The sequence below is a fragment of the Pseudomonas sp. PLMAX genome (genome assembly GCF_046042685.1).
Taxonomy (GTDB): domain Bacteria; phylum Pseudomonadota; class Gammaproteobacteria; order Pseudomonadales; family Pseudomonadaceae; genus Aquipseudomonas; species Aquipseudomonas putida_AE.
Genome location: NZ_CP064949.1, coordinates 5,650,879 through 5,668,667, shown reverse-complemented (window position 1 = coordinate 5,668,667; position 17,789 = coordinate 5,650,879). Strand labels below are relative to the sequence as shown.

General features: G+C 60.4%; 21 protein-coding genes. 20 read left to right on the top strand and 1 reads right to left on the bottom strand.

Annotated elements, in window-relative coordinates; all coding sequences use genetic code 11:
• The first annotated feature begins 145 nt into the window (after positions 1-145).
• The 3 genes from rluC to DKB71_RS25730 are packed head-to-tail and all read left to right on the top strand — an operon-like array spanning position 146 to position 2,771.
• Entirely contained in the window at positions 146-1,108 is a 963-nt protein-coding gene (gene rluC, locus DKB71_RS25740) for a 23S rRNA pseudouridine(955/2504/2580) synthase RluC (protein WP_408598256.1), read from the top strand.
• Complete coding sequence (locus tag DKB71_RS25735; protein WP_408598254.1) at positions 1,095-1,757, top strand: HAD-IA family hydrolase; 663 nt, start codon at positions 1,095-1,097, stop codon at positions 1,755-1,757. Before rluC ends, DKB71_RS25735 begins: the two co-directional genes overlap by 14 nt.
• A 24-nt stretch (positions 1,758-1,781) precedes the next feature.
• Positions 1,782-2,771: a S49 family peptidase gene (locus DKB71_RS25730; RefSeq protein WP_408598252.1), complete on the top strand. Its 990-nt coding sequence runs from the start codon at positions 1,782-1,784 to the stop codon at positions 2,769-2,771.
• 95 nt (positions 2,772-2,866) lie between these two features.
• Here the strand turns inward: DKB71_RS25730 and DKB71_RS25725 are convergent, their stop codons facing one another.
• Positions 2,867-3,445 (bottom strand): Maf family protein, encoded by a 579-nt coding sequence (locus DKB71_RS25725; protein WP_408598250.1) that lies wholly within the window; start codon positions 3,443-3,445, stop codon positions 2,867-2,869.
• 105 nt (positions 3,446-3,550) lie between these two features.
• On the opposite strand from DKB71_RS25725, the gene DKB71_RS25720 reads away from it, so the two are divergent.
• The 17 genes from DKB71_RS25720 (at position 3,551) to DKB71_RS25640 (ending at position 17,761) form a co-directional block, all read left to right on the top strand.
• Positions 3,551-4,078, top strand: a complete 528-nt coding sequence (locus tag DKB71_RS25720) for a YceD family protein (RefSeq protein ID WP_008066540.1) — start codon at positions 3,551-3,553, stop codon at positions 4,076-4,078.
• A gap of 13 nt (positions 4,079-4,091) precedes the next feature.
• Positions 4,092-4,274, top strand: coding sequence for a 50S ribosomal protein L32 (gene rpmF, locus DKB71_RS25715; protein WP_003179396.1), 183 nt, complete (start codon positions 4,092-4,094; stop codon positions 4,272-4,274).
• A gap of 4 nt (positions 4,275-4,278) precedes the next feature.
• Positions 4,279-5,289, top strand: a complete 1,011-nt coding sequence (gene plsX, locus DKB71_RS25710) for a phosphate acyltransferase PlsX (RefSeq protein ID WP_323608683.1) — start codon at positions 4,279-4,281, stop codon at positions 5,287-5,289.
• A 125-nt stretch (positions 5,290-5,414) separates the two neighbouring features.
• On the top strand, positions 5,415-6,353 hold the full coding sequence (gene fabD, locus DKB71_RS25705; protein WP_033043587.1) for an ACP S-malonyltransferase: 939 nt from the start codon (positions 5,415-5,417) through the stop codon (positions 6,351-6,353).
• A 16-nt stretch (positions 6,354-6,369) separates the two neighbouring features.
• Positions 6,370-7,113, top strand: coding sequence for a 3-oxoacyl-ACP reductase FabG (gene fabG / locus DKB71_RS25700; RefSeq protein ID WP_274072961.1), 744 nt, complete (start codon positions 6,370-6,372; stop codon positions 7,111-7,113).
• 191 nt (positions 7,114-7,304) lie between these two features.
• Positions 7,305-7,541, top strand: coding sequence for an acyl carrier protein (gene acpP, locus DKB71_RS25695; RefSeq protein WP_007987170.1), 237 nt, complete (start codon positions 7,305-7,307; stop codon positions 7,539-7,541).
• 109 nt (positions 7,542-7,650) lie between these two features.
• Positions 7,651-8,895, top strand: coding sequence for a beta-ketoacyl-ACP synthase II (gene fabF / locus DKB71_RS25690; RefSeq protein ID WP_077185643.1), 1,245 nt, complete (start codon positions 7,651-7,653; stop codon positions 8,893-8,895).
• Positions 8,895-9,710: an aminodeoxychorismate lyase gene (gene pabC, locus DKB71_RS25685; protein ID WP_408598246.1), complete on the top strand. Its 816-nt coding sequence runs from the start codon at positions 8,895-8,897 to the stop codon at positions 9,708-9,710. Before fabF ends, pabC begins: the two co-directional genes overlap by 1 nt.
• Before the next feature lie 3 nt (positions 9,711-9,713).
• The gene (mltG, locus tag DKB71_RS25680; protein WP_408598244.1) at positions 9,714-10,994 is read left to right on the top strand and encodes an endolytic transglycosylase MltG; all 1,281 of its coding nucleotides are present in this window, start codon (positions 9,714-9,716) and stop codon (positions 10,992-10,994) included.
• A gap of 19 nt (positions 10,995-11,013) precedes the next feature.
• Positions 11,014-11,646, top strand: a complete 633-nt coding sequence (gene tmk, locus DKB71_RS25675) for a dTMP kinase (RefSeq protein WP_274072964.1) — start codon at positions 11,014-11,016, stop codon at positions 11,644-11,646.
• Positions 11,639-12,625 (top strand): DNA polymerase III subunit delta', encoded by a 987-nt coding sequence (locus DKB71_RS25670; protein ID WP_274072965.1) that lies wholly within the window; start codon positions 11,639-11,641, stop codon positions 12,623-12,625. The genes tmk and DKB71_RS25670 overlap by 8 nt, the downstream gene beginning before the upstream one ends.
• A gap of 72 nt (positions 12,626-12,697) precedes the next feature.
• Complete coding sequence (locus tag DKB71_RS25665; RefSeq protein WP_274072966.1) at positions 12,698-13,483, top strand: TatD family hydrolase; 786 nt, start codon at positions 12,698-12,700, stop codon at positions 13,481-13,483.
• 342 nt (positions 13,484-13,825) lie between these two features.
• A complete protein-coding gene (locus DKB71_RS25660; RefSeq protein ID WP_274072967.1) occupies positions 13,826-14,464 on the top strand; it encodes a TetR/AcrR family transcriptional regulator in 639 nt (212 codons plus the stop codon).
• A 136-nt stretch (positions 14,465-14,600) separates the two neighbouring features.
• Positions 14,601-15,569, top strand: a complete 969-nt coding sequence (locus DKB71_RS25655; RefSeq protein ID WP_274072968.1) for a GTP 3',8-cyclase MoaA — start codon at positions 14,601-14,603, stop codon at positions 15,567-15,569.
• 66 nt (positions 15,570-15,635) lie between these two features.
• Positions 15,636-16,244 (top strand): DUF4823 domain-containing protein, encoded by a 609-nt coding sequence (locus DKB71_RS25650; RefSeq protein WP_323628401.1) that lies wholly within the window; start codon positions 15,636-15,638, stop codon positions 16,242-16,244.
• A 16-nt stretch (positions 16,245-16,260) separates the two neighbouring features.
• Positions 16,261-16,821 carry a DUF1285 domain-containing protein gene (locus DKB71_RS25645; RefSeq protein ID WP_274072970.1) on the top strand — a complete coding sequence of 187 codons (561 nt, stop codon included), beginning with the start codon at positions 16,261-16,263 and terminating at the stop codon, positions 16,819-16,821.
• A gap of 187 nt (positions 16,822-17,008) precedes the next feature.
• On the top strand, positions 17,009-17,761 hold the full coding sequence (locus DKB71_RS25640; RefSeq protein WP_406591464.1) for a FadR/GntR family transcriptional regulator: 753 nt from the start codon (positions 17,009-17,011) through the stop codon (positions 17,759-17,761).
• The last annotated feature ends 28 nt before the right edge of the window (positions 17,762-17,789 follow it).

The window sequence follows — 17,789 nt, the reverse complement described above, 5'->3', positions numbered from 1 at the left end:
CGGCCTCGCGTCCTGGTGAATTGCGTTGGTCAGGGCCGGTTTTTGACCGTTGGTCCGCTGTCCAGGCCGCTTTTGGCGGCGTTCGCGACTATAGCAGCAATGATTAAGTGCTTCAATTCCATAAAAAATTGTTATCATCCGCGGCATGACGACGACTACCCCCCCGACTCCAGGCGTACAACTGCTTGAGGTCTCGCCGGAATATGCCGGCCAACGTATTGACAACTTCCTTCTCGCTCGGCTCAAAGGCGTGCCCAAGACCTTGATTTACCGCATTTTGCGCAAAGGCGAAGTGCGAGTGAACAAGGGCCGGATCAAGCCCGAATACAAGCTGCAGGCGGGCGATATCGTGCGCGTGCCGCCGGTTCGCGTGCCTGAACGTGACGAGCCGGTGCCGCTGGCCCAAGGGCTGCTGCAGCGCCTGGAAGCCTCGATTGTCTTCGAAGACAAGGCCCTGATCGTGATCAACAAGCCCGCCGGCATTGCGGTTCACGGCGGCAGCGGCCTGATGTTCGGGGTGATCGAAGCCTTTCGTCAGTTGCGCCCCGATTGCAAGGAGCTCGAGCTGGTTCACCGTCTCGACCGTGATACCTCCGGCCTGCTGATGATCGCCAAGAAGCGCAGCATGTTGCGCCACTTGCACACCGCGTTGCGCGGTGATGGCGTCGACAAGCGCTACATGGCGCTGGTGCGCGGTAACTGGGCGAGCTCGATCAAGCAAATCCGTGCGCCGCTTGGCAAAAGCAACCTGCGCTCTGGCGAGCGCATGGTCGAGGTCGACGAGGAGGAAGGCAAGGAGTCCGTGACCGTGTTCAAGGTCCTGCGCCGCTTCGGCGACTTCGCCACCCTGATCGAAGCCAAGCCGATTACCGGCCGCACTCACCAGATCCGTGTTCACACCCTGCACGCCGGGCATTGCATCGCTGGCGACAGCAAATATGGTGAGGAAGGTTTCAGCAAGGAAATCCGCGATCTGGGCGGCAAGCGCCTGTTCCTGCATGCCTACATGCTGACCGTGCCGTTGCCAGATGGCGGTGAGCTGAAGTTGCAGGCCCCGGTCGACGAGATGTGGGCCAAGACTGTGGAGCGTTTGAGTGCGCCCATCTGATTACAAGCTGCTGATTTTCGATTGGGACGGCACCTTGGCCGATTCCATTGGTCGGATTGTCGAGGCAATGCATGTGGCATCGCAGCGGTCCGGGTTTGCGCAGTGCGATGACTTTGCCGTCAAGGGCATCATCGGCCTGGGGCTGCCGGAGGCTATCCGTACCCTGTATCCCGAGATCGGCGAGGCCGAGTTGATTGCCTTCCGTCAGCACTACGCCGACCACTATATCGCCTCGGAGGCGGTGCCTTCGCCCTTGTTTGACGGAGTGGTCGAGTCGCTCGAGGCGTTCCGTGCCCAGGGTTATCACCTGGCCGTGGCCACGGGCAAGGCCCGTCGCGGGCTGGATCGGGTGCTGAAGTCCCATGGGTGGGAAGATTACTTCGACATCACCCGTGCCGCCGACGAGACGGCCAGCAAGCCCCATCCGTTGATGCTGGAGCAGATACTTGCCCATTGCGAGGTGCGTGCGGACCAGGCGCTGATGGTGGGTGATTCGTCCTTCGACTTGCAGATGGCACGCAATGCCGGCATGGATTCGGTGGCGGTCAGCTACGGCGCGCAATCGATCGAAGCGCTGAAGCTGTTCGAACCGCGACTGACCATCGATCGTTTTTCACAATTGCACGACTGGCTGGGCCAGCGGGCTTAATACGTTATTGCTGGGGTAGATGGCATGGCCGACGAATGGAAAGCGCCCGCCAAGGCGAGTGCAGAGAACGGTGACGAAAAAAGCTGGAAGCTGCTGGAAAAGACCCTGCTGGCCGGTGTGCAGGAGCAGCGTCGCTCCCGGCGCTGGGGGATTTTCTTCAAGTTGCTGACCTTCGTGTACCTGTTTGTCGCGCTGGCGCTGTTTACGCCGTTGATGGACATGGAGAAGGCGGCTACCCGCAGTGGCAATTACACCGCGTTGATCGACATCACCGGCATGATCGCCGACAAGGAGCCGGCCAGCGCCGATAATATTGTCGGCAGCCTGCGGGCCGCTTTCGAAGACGAAAAGGTCAAGGGCGTCATCCTGCGTATCAACAGCCCTGGCGGCAGTCCGGTGCAGTCGGGCTACGTCTATGACGAGATTCGCCGTCTGCGTGGCCTGCATCCGGATACGAAGCTCTACGCAGTGATTTCCGACCTGGGTGCTTCCGGTGCGTATTACATTGCCAGTGCGGCGGACCAGATCTATGCCGACAAGGCGAGCCTGGTGGGTTCCATTGGGGTTACGGCGGCTGGTTATGGCTTCGTCGGCACCATGGAGAAGTTGGGTGTGGAGCGTCGCACCTACACCTCGGGCGAGCACAAGTCATTCCTCGATCCGTTCCAGCCGCAGAAGCCTGAAGAAACGGCGTTCTGGCAGGGCGTGTTGGATACCACTCACAAACAGTTCATCAACAGCGTCAAGCAGGGTCGTGGCGACCGCCTGAAAGACAAAGAGCATCCGGAGCTGTATTCCGGGCTGGTCTGGTCGGGTGAGCAGGCGCTGCCGCTGGGATTGATCGATGGCCTGGGCAGTGCCAGTTCGGTGGCTCGCGATGTGGTCGGCGAAAAAGAACTGGTGGACTTCACCGTTCAGGAATCGCCATTCGACCGCTTCTCGAAAAAGCTCGGTGCCAGCGTGGCTGAGCATTTGGCGATGTGGATGGGGTTTAACGGTCCGTCGCTGCGTTAAGCCGATTTAAAGATCAAAAGATCGCAGCCTGCGGCAGCTCCTACAAGGTTATGTGTACACCTGTAGGAGCTGCCGAAGGCTGCGATCTTTTGCTTTCAAGGGACTTTCACACCCTCTGCCAGCAGCATATCCACCAGGCGAATCAGCGGCAGGCCTACCAGGCTGGTAGCATCAGGCCCATCGGTGCTTTGAAACAGGCTCACCCCCAATCCCTCGGCCTTGAAGCTGCCAGCGCAATCGTAGGGTTGTTCGGCACGCAGGTAGCGTTCGATGCGTTCGCTGTCGAGTGCGCGCATATGAACCGTAAAAGGCACGCAGTCGACCTGACAGTGGCCGGTCTGGCTGTTCAGCAAGGCCAGCCCGGTCAGGAAGGTCACGCTGGCGCCGCTTGAAGCCAGGAGTTGCTCGCGGGCTTTTTCGAAGGTGTGAGGCTTGCCGATAATCCGCTCGCCTAGCACCGCGACCTGGTCGGAGCCGATAATCAGATGAGCGGTATGGCTGGCGGCCAATGCCCGCGCTTTCTGTTCGGCGAGGCGTTTGACCAGCTCGATGGCGGATTCGCCAGGGCGGTGGCTTTCGTCGATATCCGGCGAGCTGCAGCTGAATGGCAGCTGCAGGCGGGCCAGCAAATCCCGGCGATAGACCGAGCTGGAAGCGAGTAATAAAGGCAGCATGGGCAACTCCAAATGACTGGCGCGAATTCTAGCGAGGCTTCCAAGTGACGGACAGGGCTGAATTTCCTTTGACATGGGCGGGTGCATCCCTATAATGCTGCGCCTATGTTGAATGACCCGATTCCACCTCACGTTGACCCGCGCAAATTGGCTGATCGTGGCACCACCCTCCAGGGTGAAATGCTGCTGGCCGATTTGAAGAGACTCTGCGACCCGCTTTCCGACAATGTCGGTACGGTGCAGGCTAAATTCGTTTTTGAACGAGATGAACGTAAATCTGTGGTCATCCACAGCTTTATCGACACTGAAGTCAAAATGGTTTGCCAGCGTTGTCTTGAGCTGGTCACCCTGCCGATCCATAGCGAATGCAGTTACGCTGTGGTGAAGGAGGGTGCGAATACCCAGTCGTTACCGAAAGGTTATGACGTGCTGGAACTGGGCGAAGATCCATTGGATCTGCAGTCACTGATCGAGGAGGAGCTTCTGCTCGCCTTGCCCATTGTGCCTGCTCATCATCCGGAAGAATGCCAGCAGCCGGCGGGAGCAGATGAGCCCGAACCGAGCGAGGACGAGGTAACGCGGTCCAACCCGTTCAGTGTATTGGCGCAGTTAAAGCGTGACCCAAACGTTTAGGAGTTAATCAATTATGGCTGTTCAGCAGAACAAAAAATCCCGCTCTGCCCGTGACATGCGCCGTTCGCACGACGCTCTCGAGGCTAGCACCCTGTCTGTAGAAAAAACCACTGGTGAAGTTCACCTGCGTCACCACGTATCGCCAGAAGGCGTATACCGTGGTCGTAAAGTGATCGACAAGGGCGCTGACGAGTAATCACTTGTCCGCTCAAGTCATCGCGATTGACGCAATGGGCGGGGACTTCGGTCCCCGCAGCATTGTCCAGGCCAGCCTTGCTTGCCTGTCTGCCACGCCCTCGCTGCACCTGACCCTCGTCGGTCAACCCTCCCTCCTTGAAGAATTGATCGCTGGCCAACCGGCTGTGGATCGCGCGCGCCTGTCGATTGCTGCAGCGTCCGAAGTCATCGCCATGGACGAAAAGCCGACCCAGGCCCTGCGTGGCAAGCCCGACTCGTCGATGCGCGTGGCCCTTGAATTGCTGCGCGACGGCAAGGTCCAGGCCTGTGTCAGTGCCGGCAATACCGGGGCGCTGATGGCGTTGTCGCGCTTTGTGCTCAAGACCTTGCCGGGCATCGATCGACCGGCCATGGTGGCGGCGATCCCGACGCAGAAAGGTTACTGCCAATTGCTCGACCTGGGCGCCAATGTCGATTGCAGCGCCGAGCATCTGTTGCAGTTCGCGGTGATGGGTTCCGTCGCGGCGGAGACTCTGGGCATCGTGCGCCCGCGCGTGGCCCTGCTGAATATCGGCACCGAGGACATCAAGGGCAACCAGCAGGTCAAGCTGGCTGCAACCCTGTTGCAAAGTGCCCGTGGCATCAACTACATCGGTTTTGTCGAAGGCGACGGGTTGTACCGTGGTGAAGCGGACGTCGTGGTCTGTGATGGTTTTGTCGGGAACATCCTGCTCAAGTCCAGCGAGGGCCTGGCCACGATGATTGCCGGGCGCATCGAGGCGTTGTTCAAGAAAAGCCTGCCATCGCGCATGGTCGGAGCCTTGGCCTTGCCACTGATGAAGCGCCTGCAGGCCGACCTGGCACCCGCACGGCATAACGGCGCGAGCTTCCTCGGGTTGCAGGGTATCGTGGTTAAAAGCCACGGATCTGCGGGGGTGCAGGGCTTCCAGAGTGCGATTTCCCGCGCCTTGATCGAGATCCAGGAAAACCTGCCGGAACGCATCCACGGTCGTCTGGAGGATTTGTTGCTTTAGGCGTTTTCGTCGGACAATGCTTAAATGTGACCGCTTGGGCTATTTGGCCATCCAACTGTCAGTTTCTTGCGTCCCCCGAGTGGGGCGCCAATTCTCCGACGACCAGATCATTAGGGGCTTGTTACATGTCTGCTTCCCTCGCATTCGTCTTTCCGGGACAGGGTTCGCAGTCCCTCGGCATGCTGGCCGAGTTGGGCGCGCAACACCCGGTCGTCCTCGACACTTTCAAAGAAGCTTCCGATGCCCTCGGTTACGACCTGTGGGCCCTGACCCAGCAAGGGCCGGAAGAGCAACTCAACCAGACCGATAAAACCCAACCGGCGATCCTCACCGCTTCGATCGCCCTGTGGCGTCTGTGGCTGGCTGAAGGCGGCGCGCGTCCGGCTTATGTCGCCGGTCACAGCCTGGGCGAATACAGCGCCCTGGTGGCGGCTGGCAGCCTGAGCCTGGCGGACGCGGTGAAGCTCGTCGAGCGCCGTGGCCAGCTGATGCAGGAAGCTGTTCCGGCCGGGCAGGGCGGCATGGCTGCGATCCTCGGCCTGGAAGACGCCGACGTACTGGCTGCCTGTGCCGAAGCGGCGCAGGGCGAAGTGGTCAGCGCGGTCAATTTCAACTCTCCGGGCCAAGTGGTCATCGCCGGCGCCAAGGCTGCGGTCGAGCGTGCCATCGAAGGCTGCAAGGCCCGTGGCGCCAAGCGTGCCATGCCGTTGCCGGTCAGCGTGCCGTCGCACTGCGAACTGATGCGTCCGGCGGCCGAGCGTTTCGCCGAGTCGATCGCGGCGATCGATTGGCAGGCCCCGCAGATCCCGGTGGTACAGAACGTCAGCGCCCAGGTGCCGGCGGATCTGGAAACCCTCAAGCGTGATCTGCTCGAGCAACTGTACAAGCCAGTACGCTGGGTAGAATCCGTGCAGACCCTGGCCGCCAAAGGCGCGACCAATCTTGTCGAATGCGGCCCGGGCAAAGTACTGGCCGGTCTGAACAAGCGCTGCGCCGAAGGCGTATCGACTTCCAATCTCAACACCCCAGACGCTTTCGCTGCCGCCCGTGCAGCGCTGGCCTGAATCAGGAGAAGCTTGCATGAGTCTGCAAGGTAAAGTTGCACTGGTCACCGGTGCGAGCCGCGGTATCGGCCAGGCCATCGCCCTGGAACTGGGTCGTCAGGGCGCCATCGTTGTCGGCACCGCGACCTCCGCCTCGGGTGCCGAGCGCATTGCCGCCACCCTGAAGGAAAACGGCATTCAGGGCACTGGCCTTGAGCTCAATGTCACCAGCGACGAGTCCGTGGCGGCTGTCCTGGCGAGCATCCAGGCGCAGTTCGGTGCGCCGGCGATCCTGGTCAACAATGCCGGCATCACCCGCGATAACCTGATGATGCGGATGAAAGACGACGAGTGGCATAGCGTCGTCGATACCAACCTGAACAGTCTGTTCCGCCTGTCCAAGGGCGTTTTGCGCGGTATGACCAAGGCCCGTTGGGGACGAATTATCAGTATTGGCTCGGTTGTGGGTGCCATGGGCAACGCAGGCCAAGTAAACTACGCTGCCGCCAAGGCCGGCCTGGAAGGTTTCAGCCGCTCTCTGGCGCGTGAAGTCGGTTCGCGTTCGATTACGGTAAACTCGGTGACCCCAGGGTTCATCGATACCGATATGACCCGCGAACTGCCCGAGGCACAGCGTGAAGCCTTGCAGACGCAGATTCCGCTGGGTCGTCTGGGGCAAGCTCAAGAGATCGCGTCTGTGGTCGCTTTTCTTGCGTCGGACGGTGCGGCTTACGTTACTGGGGCTACAATCCCGGTGAACGGCGGGATGTACATGAGTTAAATGTGACGGATCGTTTCAAAAAAATGTCATACGAGCTGTCTAAAATCCGTTATAAAGCTGCAATCTATTTATAGGCAGCGGGTCGCCGGGTTTGAGGAGTGAAGCTTTCAGTTGAAAAGCTGAAAAGTCTTTCTATACACTTACCCACTGGCCAGCTGCCTGAATTTGTCCATTAGGAGTGAAAACAAGGTATGAGCACCATCGAAGAGCGCGTCAAGAAAATCGTTGCCGAGCAACTGGGCGTTAAAGAAGAAGAAGTGGTCAACACTGCTTCCTTCGTTGAAGACCTGGGTGCTGACTCCCTTGACACCGTTGAGCTGGTGATGGCTCTGGAAGAGGAATTCGAGACCGAAATCCCTGACGAAGAAGCTGAGAAGATCACTACTGTACAAGCTGCAATCGACTACGTTACTGCCCACCAGGCGTAATAGTTTGTAATCGTTGCTCGCTGTCATGGAAAAACCGCACTGCCATCATGGCGTGCGGTTTTTTCTTTAGGCCTGATGCAAAGTCGTCATTTGAAAAAAGGAGAGTGCTGTGTCGCGTAGACGCGTCGTAGTCACCGGTATGGGTATGTTGTCGCCACTGGGCACTGATGTGCCGAGCAGCTGGCAGGGCATTCTGGCTGGCCGCAGTGGCATTGGTCTGATCGAACACACCGACCTTTCTGCCTATTCCACTCGTTTTGGCGGCTCGGTAAAGGGCTTCAATGTCGAGGAATACCTGTCGCTCAAGGAAGCGCGCAAGCTCGACCTGTTCATTCAGTACGGTCTGGCCGCAGGTTTCCAGGCAGTGCGCAATGCCGGCCTGGAAGTCACCGACGCCAACCGCGAGCGCATCGGCGTGGCCATGGGTTCGGGTATCGGTGGGCTGACCAACATCGAAGAAACCAGCCGCACCTTGCATGAGACCGGCCCGCGACGAATTTCTCCGTTCTTCGTGCCTGGCTCGATCATCAACATGATTTCCGGTTTCCTGTCCATCCACCTGGGGGCACAGGGGCCTAACTATGCCATCGCCACGGCGTGTACCACCGGTACGCACTGCATCGGCATGGCTGCGCGCAACATCATGTACGACGAAGCCGACGTGATGATCGCCGGTGGCGCCGAAATGGCCGCCTGCGGCCTGGGCATGGGCGGTTTTGGCGCCTCCCGCGCACTGTCGACCCGCAACGACGAGCCGACCCGCGCCAGCCGTCCATGGGACAAGGGCCGTGATGGCTTCGTATTGTCCAATGGCGCCGGTGCGCTGGTCCTGGAAGAGCTGGAACACGCCAAGGCCCGCGGCGCGACCATCTATGCCGAACTGATCGGTTTCGGCACCAGTGGCGACGCCTACCATATGACTTCGCCACCCGCCGATGGTGCCGGGGCTGCGCGCTGCATCACCAATGCGCTGCGTGACGCCAGGATCAATGGCGATCAAGTGCAGTACATCAATGCCCACGGCACCTCGACGCCGGCTGGCGACCTCGCGGAAGTCAATGCGATCAAGTCGGTGTTCGGCGAGCACGCCTACAAGATGGCCGTCAGTTCGACCAAGTCGATGACCGGGCATTTGCTGGGCGCGGCGGGCGCGGTGGAGGCGATCTTCAGCGTGCTGGCGATCAACAGCCAGGTGGCGCCACCGACCATCAACCTCGACGAGCCGGACGAAGGCTGCGACCTCGATTTCGTGCCGCACACCGCGCGCAACATGGATATCGATGTGGTCCTGTCCAACTCCTTCGGTTTTGGCGGTACCAACGGCTCGCTGGTGTTCCGCCGGTTCGCAGGTTGATGGACAGCTGGGTCGACGGTCAGCCGGCTGACGCATTGTCGCTGAAGGATCGCGGCCTGGCCTACGGCGACGGTCTGTTCGAGACCATCGCCGTGCATGATGGCTTTCCGGTCCTGCTGGATCGTCATCTGGTGCGGCTGGCCAGGGGCTGCCGGCGGTTGGCGATCAATCTTGATCATGCTGCCGTGGTCGCGGAATTGTTGACCTATGCCGAGCAGCTGAACGAAGGCGTAATCAAGCTGATCGTTACCCGCGGCGACAGCCTGCGCGGTTACGCTTTCGATCCTTCGGCCCAGGCCCGTCGTATCCTGTCGGGTAATCCTCCTGCGGTTTACCCGCACGCCCATGCAGAGCAGGGCATACGCCTGTTCCCGTGCACCACACGCCTTTCCTTGCAACCTCTTCTCGCAGGGCTCAAGCACCTGAATCGTCTTGAGCAGGTGATGGCGCGCGCCGAATGGCAGGATACCGAACATGCCGAAGGCTTGATGCTCGATCAGGCCGGTCGCGTGATCGAGGGCGTTTTCAGCAACCTGTTCCTGGTGCGTGACGGCGTGTTGATCACCGCGGATTTGAGCTGCTGCGGCGTAGAAGGTGTGATGCGTGCCGAGTTGTTGTCTCAGGCCGAATCGTTGGGCATCCCCATACAAATCACCGATATCACGCTTGAGCAGCTGCAAGACGCTGACGAAGTCTTTGTCTGCAACAGCGTGTATGGCGTTTGGCCGGTGCGCGCCTATGCAGCACTGAGCTGGCCGGTTGGGCCGCTCACCCGTAAACTCCAAACCATTGCCCGCGCGCTACTGGATGCTTGATACGTGAGACGTAAACTCTTGCTGCTGCTGGAAACCGGACTGGTTCTGGCGGGGCTGACGTTAGGTGCTTCTGCCTGGAAAATTCATTCGGCGCTGGTGCAGCCGCTGAATATCACACAGGAAGAACTGCTTGAGGTGCCCAAGGGCACCACCCCGAACCGCACTTTCCTGCGCATGGAAGCCGATGGCGTCATCAAGGACTCCTTCTGGCTGCGCGTCTATTGGCGCTTCAACTTACCAAAACAGCCGTTGCACAGCGGCGAGTACCGCATGACGCCGGGTATGACCGTCGAAGGCCTGATCGATCTGTGGAAGCGCGGGGAAATGGTGCAGTACAGCCTGACCCTGGTCGAAGGCTGGAATTTCCACCAGGTCCGTGCGGCCCTGGCCAAGGAAGAAAAACTCGAGCAAACCCTGAACGGCTTGAGCGACAGTCAGGTCATGGACAAACTCGGCCACAACGGGATTTTTCCTGAAGGGCGATTCTTTCCCGACACTTACCGCTTCGTGCGCGGTATGTCCGACACCGAGCTGCTGAAAACCGCTTACGACCGCCTCGACGAAGTGCTGGCCAAGGAGTGGAACCAGCGGGCGGCCGACCTGCCTTACTCCGGCCCGTATGAAGCCCTGATCATGGCCTCGCTGGTGGAGAAGGAAACCGGCGTGCCACAGGAGCGCGGGCAGATTGCCGGGGTGTTCGTGCGTCGCATGGCGATCGGCATGCTGTTGCAAACCGACCCGACGGTGATCTACGGCCTGGGTGACCGCTACAACGGCAAGCTGACCCGCGCCCATCTGAAGGAAGCGACCCCTTACAACACCTACATGATCGCCGGACTGCCGCCGACCCCGATTGCCATGGTCGGCCGCGAAGCCATCCATGCGGCGCTCAATCCGGTGGAGGGCAGCAGCCTTTACTTCGTGGCTCGCGGCGATGGCAGCCATGTGTTCTCCGATGACCTGGACGCGCACAACAACGCCGTGCGAGAGTTCCAGCTCAAACGTCGCGCCGATTACCGTTCCAGCCCGGCGCCGGCGACCGCGCCCGAAACGCCCGAAGCGCCGGATACCCAGGTGCCGCCAGCCGAGACGGCGCAACCTGGGGCTGCTGAGGCTACTGAGGTTCCCGAGGCCCAGCCCCCTGTCCCGGCGGCTTCACCCGACCCGGCGCCCGAGGCTGCACCTCCCGTGCAAGAGCCTGCGCCTGAACCTGCAGTTGCTCCGCAGGCGCACCCGGAGCCTGAACCACAACCGAATGCAACAACACCGCAAAGCCCGCAATGAATCTGACTAAGGACTGCCTGTGACTGGCTTGTTTATTACGCTGGAAGGCCCGGAAGGCGCCGGCAAGAGCACCAATCGCGAATACCTGGCCGAACGCCTGCGTGCGGCCGGTATCGAGGTGGTGCTGACCCGCGAACCGGGTGGCACGCCACTGGCCGAACGCATCCGCGAAGTATTGTTGGCGCCGATCGAAGAAGTCATGAACCCGGACACCGAGCTGTTGCTGGTGTTCGCCGCGCGCGCCCAGCACTTGGCCGAAGTCATTCGCCCGGCGCTGGCCCGTGGTGCCGTGGTGTTGTGTGATCGCTTCACCGATTCGACCTACGCCTACCAGGGCGGTGGCCGTGGCCTGTCCCTGGAGCGTATCGAGACCCTGGAAAGCTTTGTTCAGGGCGACCTGCGTCCCGACCTGACCTTGATTTTCGACTTGCCGGTGGAAGTGGGCCTGGCGCGCGCCAGTGCCCGCGGACGCCTGGATCGTTTCGAGCTGGAAGGCCGGACCTTTTTCGATGCCGTGCGCGGTGCTTTCCTCAAGCGCGCGGCGGCGCAGCCTGCGCGTTACGTGCTGATCGACGCCGCGCAGCCGTTGGCGCAGGTTCAGCAATCCCTGGATGCCTTGCTGCCACGCCTGCTGGAGTTAAGCCGTGGCTGACGCCTATCCGTGGCAGGACAGTCTCTGGCAGCAGCTGGCCGGGCGTGCGCAACACGCCCACGCCTATTTGCTGCATGGCCCGGCCGGGATCGGCAAGCGCGCGCTGGCCGAGCGCCTGATGGCCAGCCTGCTGTGCCAGCGCCCGACCGCCCAGGGCGCTTGTGGCGAATGCAAGTCGTGCCTGTTGCTCAAGGCCGGCAGTCATCCCGATAACTACATCCTGGAGCCGGAAGAGGCCGACAAGGCGATCAAGGTCGACCAGGTGCGCGACCTGGTGAGTTTCGTGGTGCAGACCGCACAGCTGGGTGGACGCAAGGTGGTGCTGATCGAGCCGGTCGAGTCGATGAACATCAACGCCGCCAACGCCTTGCTCAAAAGCCTGGAAGAGCCGTCCGGCGACACCGTGTTGCTGCTGGTCAGCCACCAGCCCAGCCGGCTGTTGCCGACTATCAAGAGCCGCTGTGTGCAGCAAGCCTGCCCGCTGCCGGGCGAGGCCATGAGCCTGGACTGGCTGGCCAGGGCCTTGCCCGACTGTTCGCAGGAAGAACGTGTCGAGTTACTGACCCTGGCCGCCGGTTCGCCGCTGGCCGCCGTCAACCTGCACGCCCAAGGCGTGCGCGAGCAGCGCGCGCAAGTGGTCGATGGGGTGAAGAAATTGCTCAAGCAGCAACAATCGCCGACGCAGCTGGCCGAGGGCTGGAATGCGATTCCGTTGTTGCTGCTGTTCGACTGGTTTTGTGACTGGTCGAGCCTGATCCTGCGTTATCAGCTGACCCAGGATGAAGAAGGCCTGGGGCTGATGGACATGCGCAAGGTGATTCAGTACCTGGCGCAAAAAACCGCGCAGGACAAAGTCCTGAATATCCAGGACTGGATCCTCGCCCAGCGGCAGAAAGTGTTGAGCAAAGCCAACCTCAACCGGGTGTTGTTGCTGGAGGCGTTGCTGGTGCAATGGGCGACTTTGCCTACCCAGAGGTAACCGTCTGCGCCTAGACTCCAGGTATCAGACAAACCGACTGTCCCACTCATACGATGTAAGTTGCAGCCCTTTATGCTCGTAGATTCCCATTGTCACCTCGATCGCCTTGACCTCGCCGCCCATGACGGCTCGCTGGATGCCGCCCTCGAGGCGGCCCGCCAGCGCGGGGTAGGGCACTTCCTGTGCATCGGTGTCAGCGCCGACAACGCGGCCGATGTCAAAGCCCTGGCTGAGCGTTACGACGACGTCGATTGTTCAGTCGGCGTGCATCCGCTGGACGTGCAGCCGGGTGCGGCGCCTGCGCTGGACTGGCTGTTGCACGAGCTCAATCATCCGCGCGTCGTGGCGATCGGTGAAACCGGCCTGGATTATCACTACGAACCGGAAGCGGCAGAGTTGCAGCAGCAATCCTTCAGGTTGCACCTGCAAGCGGCCCAGCAGACCGGCAAGCCGGTGATCATCCATACCCGTGGTGCCCGCGCCGATACCTTGGACCTGCTGCGTGAAGCGGCGCTGCCCCAGGCGGGCGTGCTGCACTGTTTCACCGAGGACTGGGACATGGCGAAAGCCGCGCTGGACATGGGTTACTACATTTCCCTGTCCGGGATTGTCACGTTCCGCAATGCCGACGCGCTGCGCGACGTGGCGAGCAAGGTGCCGGCCGACCGTTTGCTGGTGGAAACCGACTCACCGTACCTGGCGCCGATCCCGTACCGTGGCAAGCCGAACCTGCCGCAGTACGTTCGTGAGGTAGCGGAATTTCTGGCAATGTTGCGGGGGGAGGCTTACGAGCGATTTGCCGAGCAGACCACCGAGAACTTCAAGCGGTTGTTCCCGCTGGCGCATGTGAAAGGTTAAATCGCAGGCAAAAAAAACCCGGGTTCTGGGGGGTGAATCCGGGTTAAGACCATTAGGAGTAAAACAATGGCACGCGGTCCGTTGGTACCAATATCGGCGTGACACTTGGGGGAGATGCCCCGCCGACAGTTCAAGTATTGATCAGTATTTCGCACCGTCCAGTTTGTAGGCTGCGGTTTTTAAACAAATTTGGAATACGCACGCTTCAGAAGAGTTCTCATCAAGCGGCTGTCTTGCGCGAAATCATCAAGAAACACAGATATGGACGGATGATCCGTGCATTTTGGCGTAATTTAGGCATAATACGCGGCTTCGAATTTTGACCCCTACAGACCTTTTCTTATGCATAAAGAACCTCGTAAGGTCCGTGAGTTTCGTCGCCGCGAGCAAGAAATTCTCGATACCGCGCTCAAGCTGTTCCTCGACCAGGGTGAAGACAGTGTCACCGTCGAGATGATCGCTGATGCTGTCGGTATCGGCAAAGGCACGATCTACAAGCACTTCAAGTCCAAGGCCGAGATCTATCTGCGCCTGATGCTCGACTATGAGCGCGATTTGAACGAGCTGTTGCATTCGGCCGATGTCGACAAGGACAAGGAAGCCCTGTCCCGCGCCTATTTCGAATTCCGCATGCGCGATCCCCAGCGTTACCGCTTGTTTGACCGCCTGGAAGAGAAGGTCGTCAAGGGCAACCAGGTACCGGAGATGGTCGAGGAACTGCACAAGATCCGCGCCTCCAACTTCGAACGCCTGACCTTGCTCATCAAGGGCCGGATCAGCGAAGGCAAGCTTGAAGACGTGCCGCCTTACTTCCATTACTGCGCGTCCTGGGCGCTGGTACACGGTGCCGTGGCGCTGTATCACTCGCCGTTCTGGAGCAACGTGCTGGAAGACCAGGAAGGCTTCTTCCAGTTCCTGATGGACATCGGCGTGCGCATGGGCAACAAGCGCAAGCGCGACAACGACACCCCGAGCAGCTGAGCCATTCAGCCGCCTTATTGCCCATGATTTCTCTACATGGCGCAGTACCGCAGGAATATACTCAGGCATAGGGCTTGCTAAAACTTGATTTGTGAGTCAAGTTTTACCAGCCCGTATATTCTTCGCCGGAGTCATCATGATCGTCGACCGTCAAGGCAGGCGCTTTCGCAATTTAAGAGTCAGCCTGACCTCAGCCTGCAATTACGCTTGTACCTACTGCGTGCCCAACGGCAAGCGGCTGGTGGCTGCGCAGGATGAATTGTCGGCCGAAGCCATGGCACGCGGGGTGGCCTACCTGATCGAAGCGGCGGGCATCGAGCGCTTGCGCATCACCGGTGGCGAACCGCTGGTCAGCCCGAAACTCGAAGCCTTCATGGCCGCGGTCGGGCAGATGGGGCTGCAGGACATCAGCCTGACCACCAACGGGCAGCTGCTGGCGAAGAAGCTGCCGATCCTGATCGACGCCGGCATTCGACGCATCAACGTTTCCCTCGATACTCTGGACGCCTCTGCGTTTCGCAGCATTGCCCGTGGCGGCGACCTGGCGACGGTGCTCGGCGGCATGGACCAGGCCCGTGCAGCGGGCATGAAGGTCAAGGTCAACATGGTGCCGCTGCGCGGCCAGAACCTCGACCAGGTGATGCCACTGCTCGACTATTGCCTGGAGCGTGGCTATGAACTGCGCTTTATCGAGTTGATGCGCATGGGCCACCTGGCCAGCGACTCCAATGCCTTCCTGCAGCAGTTTGTCAGCCTGCAACAGCTGCTGAGCCTGATCGGCGAGCGATATGAGTATCTCCAGGCCGATGCGCCTGTCGATGCCACCGCCGTGCGCTACGAGATTCCGGGGCAGGGCTATTTTGGCGTGATTGCCAACGAAAGCGTTCCGTTCTGCCGTACCTGCTCACGGTTGCGCCTGTCCTCCACTGGCTGGCTGCATGGCTGCCTGTCGTCGAGCAATCGCCACTATGTCGGCGACCTGCTGGACAAACCGCGCCATCAGGCTTTGCCGGCGTTGCAGCGACTGCTGGTCAAGGCATTGGGCGATAAGCAGGAAGTGGCGTTTTCCGGTGGTGCCACGGTCATGAAGATTATTGGCGGCTGAGCTGGCGCAAAAGCTGCATCCCACGGCCATTCGCCGGTTTTCCGTCACCGGCCTCTGGAGGATAGGATGCGTAGCCTGGTTTTGCTGCTGGCCATATTGGCGCTCGGTGGCTGCATGAATGTCAGCGACATGGCCGAAGGGACTCGCTACCACATGAGCGACGCCGGCCTGCTGGACCACAGCGACAGCCGCCGGGTGAACAACCTGCGCATTCAGCCGGACTCCTTCGTCTACATTGCCCAGGGCGCCTTCGTGCCGCCTGGCAGTGCCGTCTACCCGCGCCCCAACGTGATCGCCGAAGTCGCCTTCGATGGTTTCGTCGAATATTTCCCGATGGTCCGCCGCGCCCGCACACCGCAAGGTCTTGACCAGGCCATGGGCGAAGCCCGTGCCGTGGGTGCCCATTACCTGCTCTATACGCGTTTCGCCAACTCCGATGACCGCATCGGCAACTCGGATGAGTGGCTGGACCAGGAAGCCCTGGATCGCCTCGGTATCGACACCGGAGTGATTCAGGTCATGTTGATCGAGACCAGCACCCAGTATTTGATTGATACTGCACGTATCCAGGGTCGTGGTGGTCTGCTGACCTTCCACGACGAAAAACCCGAAGACCTGATGGGCCCGCCGCTGCAACAGTACGCGCGCAGCCTGCTGGGGCTCAGCGACCAGTAATTTCAAGGAGAACGCCATGAGTGGCCCGCAAAAAGCCAACGACCTGCTGGGGCAAATCCCCAAGACCCAAGGCTTGCCACCGGTCCACCTGTGGAACCCCGACTTCTGCGGCGACATCGACATGCGCATCGCCCGCGACGGTACCTGGTATTACCTGGGCACGCCGATCGGGCGCAAGCCGATGGTCAAGCTGTTCTCCACCATCATTCGCCGCGACGGTGATGATTACTTCCTGATCACGCCGGTGGAGAAGGTTGGCATCAAGGTCGATGACGCGCCCTTTGTGGCGATTGCCGTGGAGGTGGAAGGTAAGGGCGAGAAGCAGGTCCTGCGCTTCACCACCAATGTCGATGAGACTGCCGAGGCCGGCACCGAGCATCCGATTCGCGTGGTCATCGATCCCGACACACAAGAGCCGGCGCCCTATGTGCATGTGCGCACCAACCTCGAAGCGCTAATCCATCGCAATGTGTTCTATCAACTGGTTGAGCTGGCGGTGAGCCGTGAGATCGAGGGTCAGCGCTGGTTGGGGGTGTGGAGTGGCGGTGAATTCTTCCCCATCGGTCTAGAGCCTTAATCGGTCAAAATGTGGGAGCGGGCTTGCTCGCGAAGGCGGTGTGCCTGACACATGGATGTTAGATGTACAGACGCTTTCGCGAGCAAGCCCGCTCCCACATTTGATCTATGTATTATTTTAATGTGATTGACAGCCAATCATATGATGATTAGCGTGGACACCCATCGCGAACGGCTTTGAGGTGTCCATGTCCAGCAGTTTTCATGCGTCGACCGTCGATTGGCTGGGCTGTTGGATCGCTGCCGGGCAGGTCAAGCCTGGTGAGGCGCTCAAGGTCGAAGCCGACCTCGGCGAACAACTGGGTGTCAGCCGCACCGTTATCCGCGAAGCCATCAAGACCCTGGTCGCCAAGGGCATGCTCGAGGTCGGGCCGAAGGTCGGTACGCGGGTGTTGCCGGTACGGCGCTGGAACCTCTTCGATCCGCAAGTCGTCGGCTGGCTGTCCCGCAGCGGTTTGCCGGAAAACTTCGTCGATGACTTGCTCGACCTGCGCCGCACCATCGAGCCGATGGCCGTGCGTTGGGCCTGCGAACGCGCAACCGCGCAACAGCTCGACGCCATTTCATTGGCCTACAACGCGTTGGAGCGAGCAGTGGACAGCGGCGTCGACTACAACCGCGCCGACCAGCTCTTCCACGAGTGCATCCTCGCCGCCAGCCACAATCAATTCATCGAACAAATGGTCCCGGCCCTGGGCGCGCTGCTGGCCGTGTGTTTCGAAGTGTCCGCCGCCGACCCCGACGAACTGCGCCGCACCTTGCCGATTCATAAAGATATGGCCGACGCCATCGCCGCCCGGGATACCGCGCGGGGCGTCTGGGCCTGCATGACCCTGATCGATAACGCTGACCTGGCGATCAAACGCTTCTACCCACAAGTGATGGCCGACAGGGTAGGAGCGAGCTTGCTCGCGATGGAGTATCAGTCGACGTCGATGTAGCTGACACTCCATCGTTGGACGCTTCTAC

Coding starts and splice junctions, on each gene's coding strand:
- rluC (WP_408598256.1), top strand. CDS start 146: ATGACGACGACTACCCCCCCGACTCCAGGCGTACAACTGCTTGAGGTC.
- DKB71_RS25730 (WP_408598252.1), top strand. CDS start 1,782: ATGGCCGACGAATGGAAAGCGCCCGCCAAGGCGAGTGCAGAGAACGGT.
- DKB71_RS25725 (WP_408598250.1), bottom strand. CDS start 3,445: ATGCTGCCTTTATTACTCGCTTCCAGCTCGGTCTATCGCCGGGATTTG.
- DKB71_RS25720 (WP_008066540.1), top strand. CDS start 3,551: ATGTTGAATGACCCGATTCCACCTCACGTTGACCCGCGCAAATTGGCT.
- rpmF (WP_003179396.1), top strand. CDS start 4,092: ATGGCTGTTCAGCAGAACAAAAAATCCCGCTCTGCCCGTGACATGCGC.
- fabD (WP_033043587.1), top strand. CDS start 5,415: ATGTCTGCTTCCCTCGCATTCGTCTTTCCGGGACAGGGTTCGCAGTCC.
- fabG (WP_274072961.1), top strand. CDS start 6,370: ATGAGTCTGCAAGGTAAAGTTGCACTGGTCACCGGTGCGAGCCGCGGT.
- acpP (WP_007987170.1), top strand. CDS start 7,305: ATGAGCACCATCGAAGAGCGCGTCAAGAAAATCGTTGCCGAGCAACTG.
- pabC (WP_408598246.1), top strand. CDS start 8,895: ATGGACAGCTGGGTCGACGGTCAGCCGGCTGACGCATTGTCGCTGAAG.
- DKB71_RS25665 (WP_274072966.1), top strand. CDS start 12,698: ATGCTCGTAGATTCCCATTGTCACCTCGATCGCCTTGACCTCGCCGCC.
- DKB71_RS25660 (WP_274072967.1), top strand. CDS start 13,826: ATGCATAAAGAACCTCGTAAGGTCCGTGAGTTTCGTCGCCGCGAGCAA.
- DKB71_RS25655 (WP_274072968.1), top strand. CDS start 14,601: ATGATCGTCGACCGTCAAGGCAGGCGCTTTCGCAATTTAAGAGTCAGC.
- DKB71_RS25650 (WP_323628401.1), top strand. CDS start 15,636: ATGCGTAGCCTGGTTTTGCTGCTGGCCATATTGGCGCTCGGTGGCTGC.
- DKB71_RS25645 (WP_274072970.1), top strand. CDS start 16,261: ATGAGTGGCCCGCAAAAAGCCAACGACCTGCTGGGGCAAATCCCCAAG.
- DKB71_RS25640 (WP_406591464.1), top strand. CDS start 17,009: ATGTCCAGCAGTTTTCATGCGTCGACCGTCGATTGGCTGGGCTGTTGG.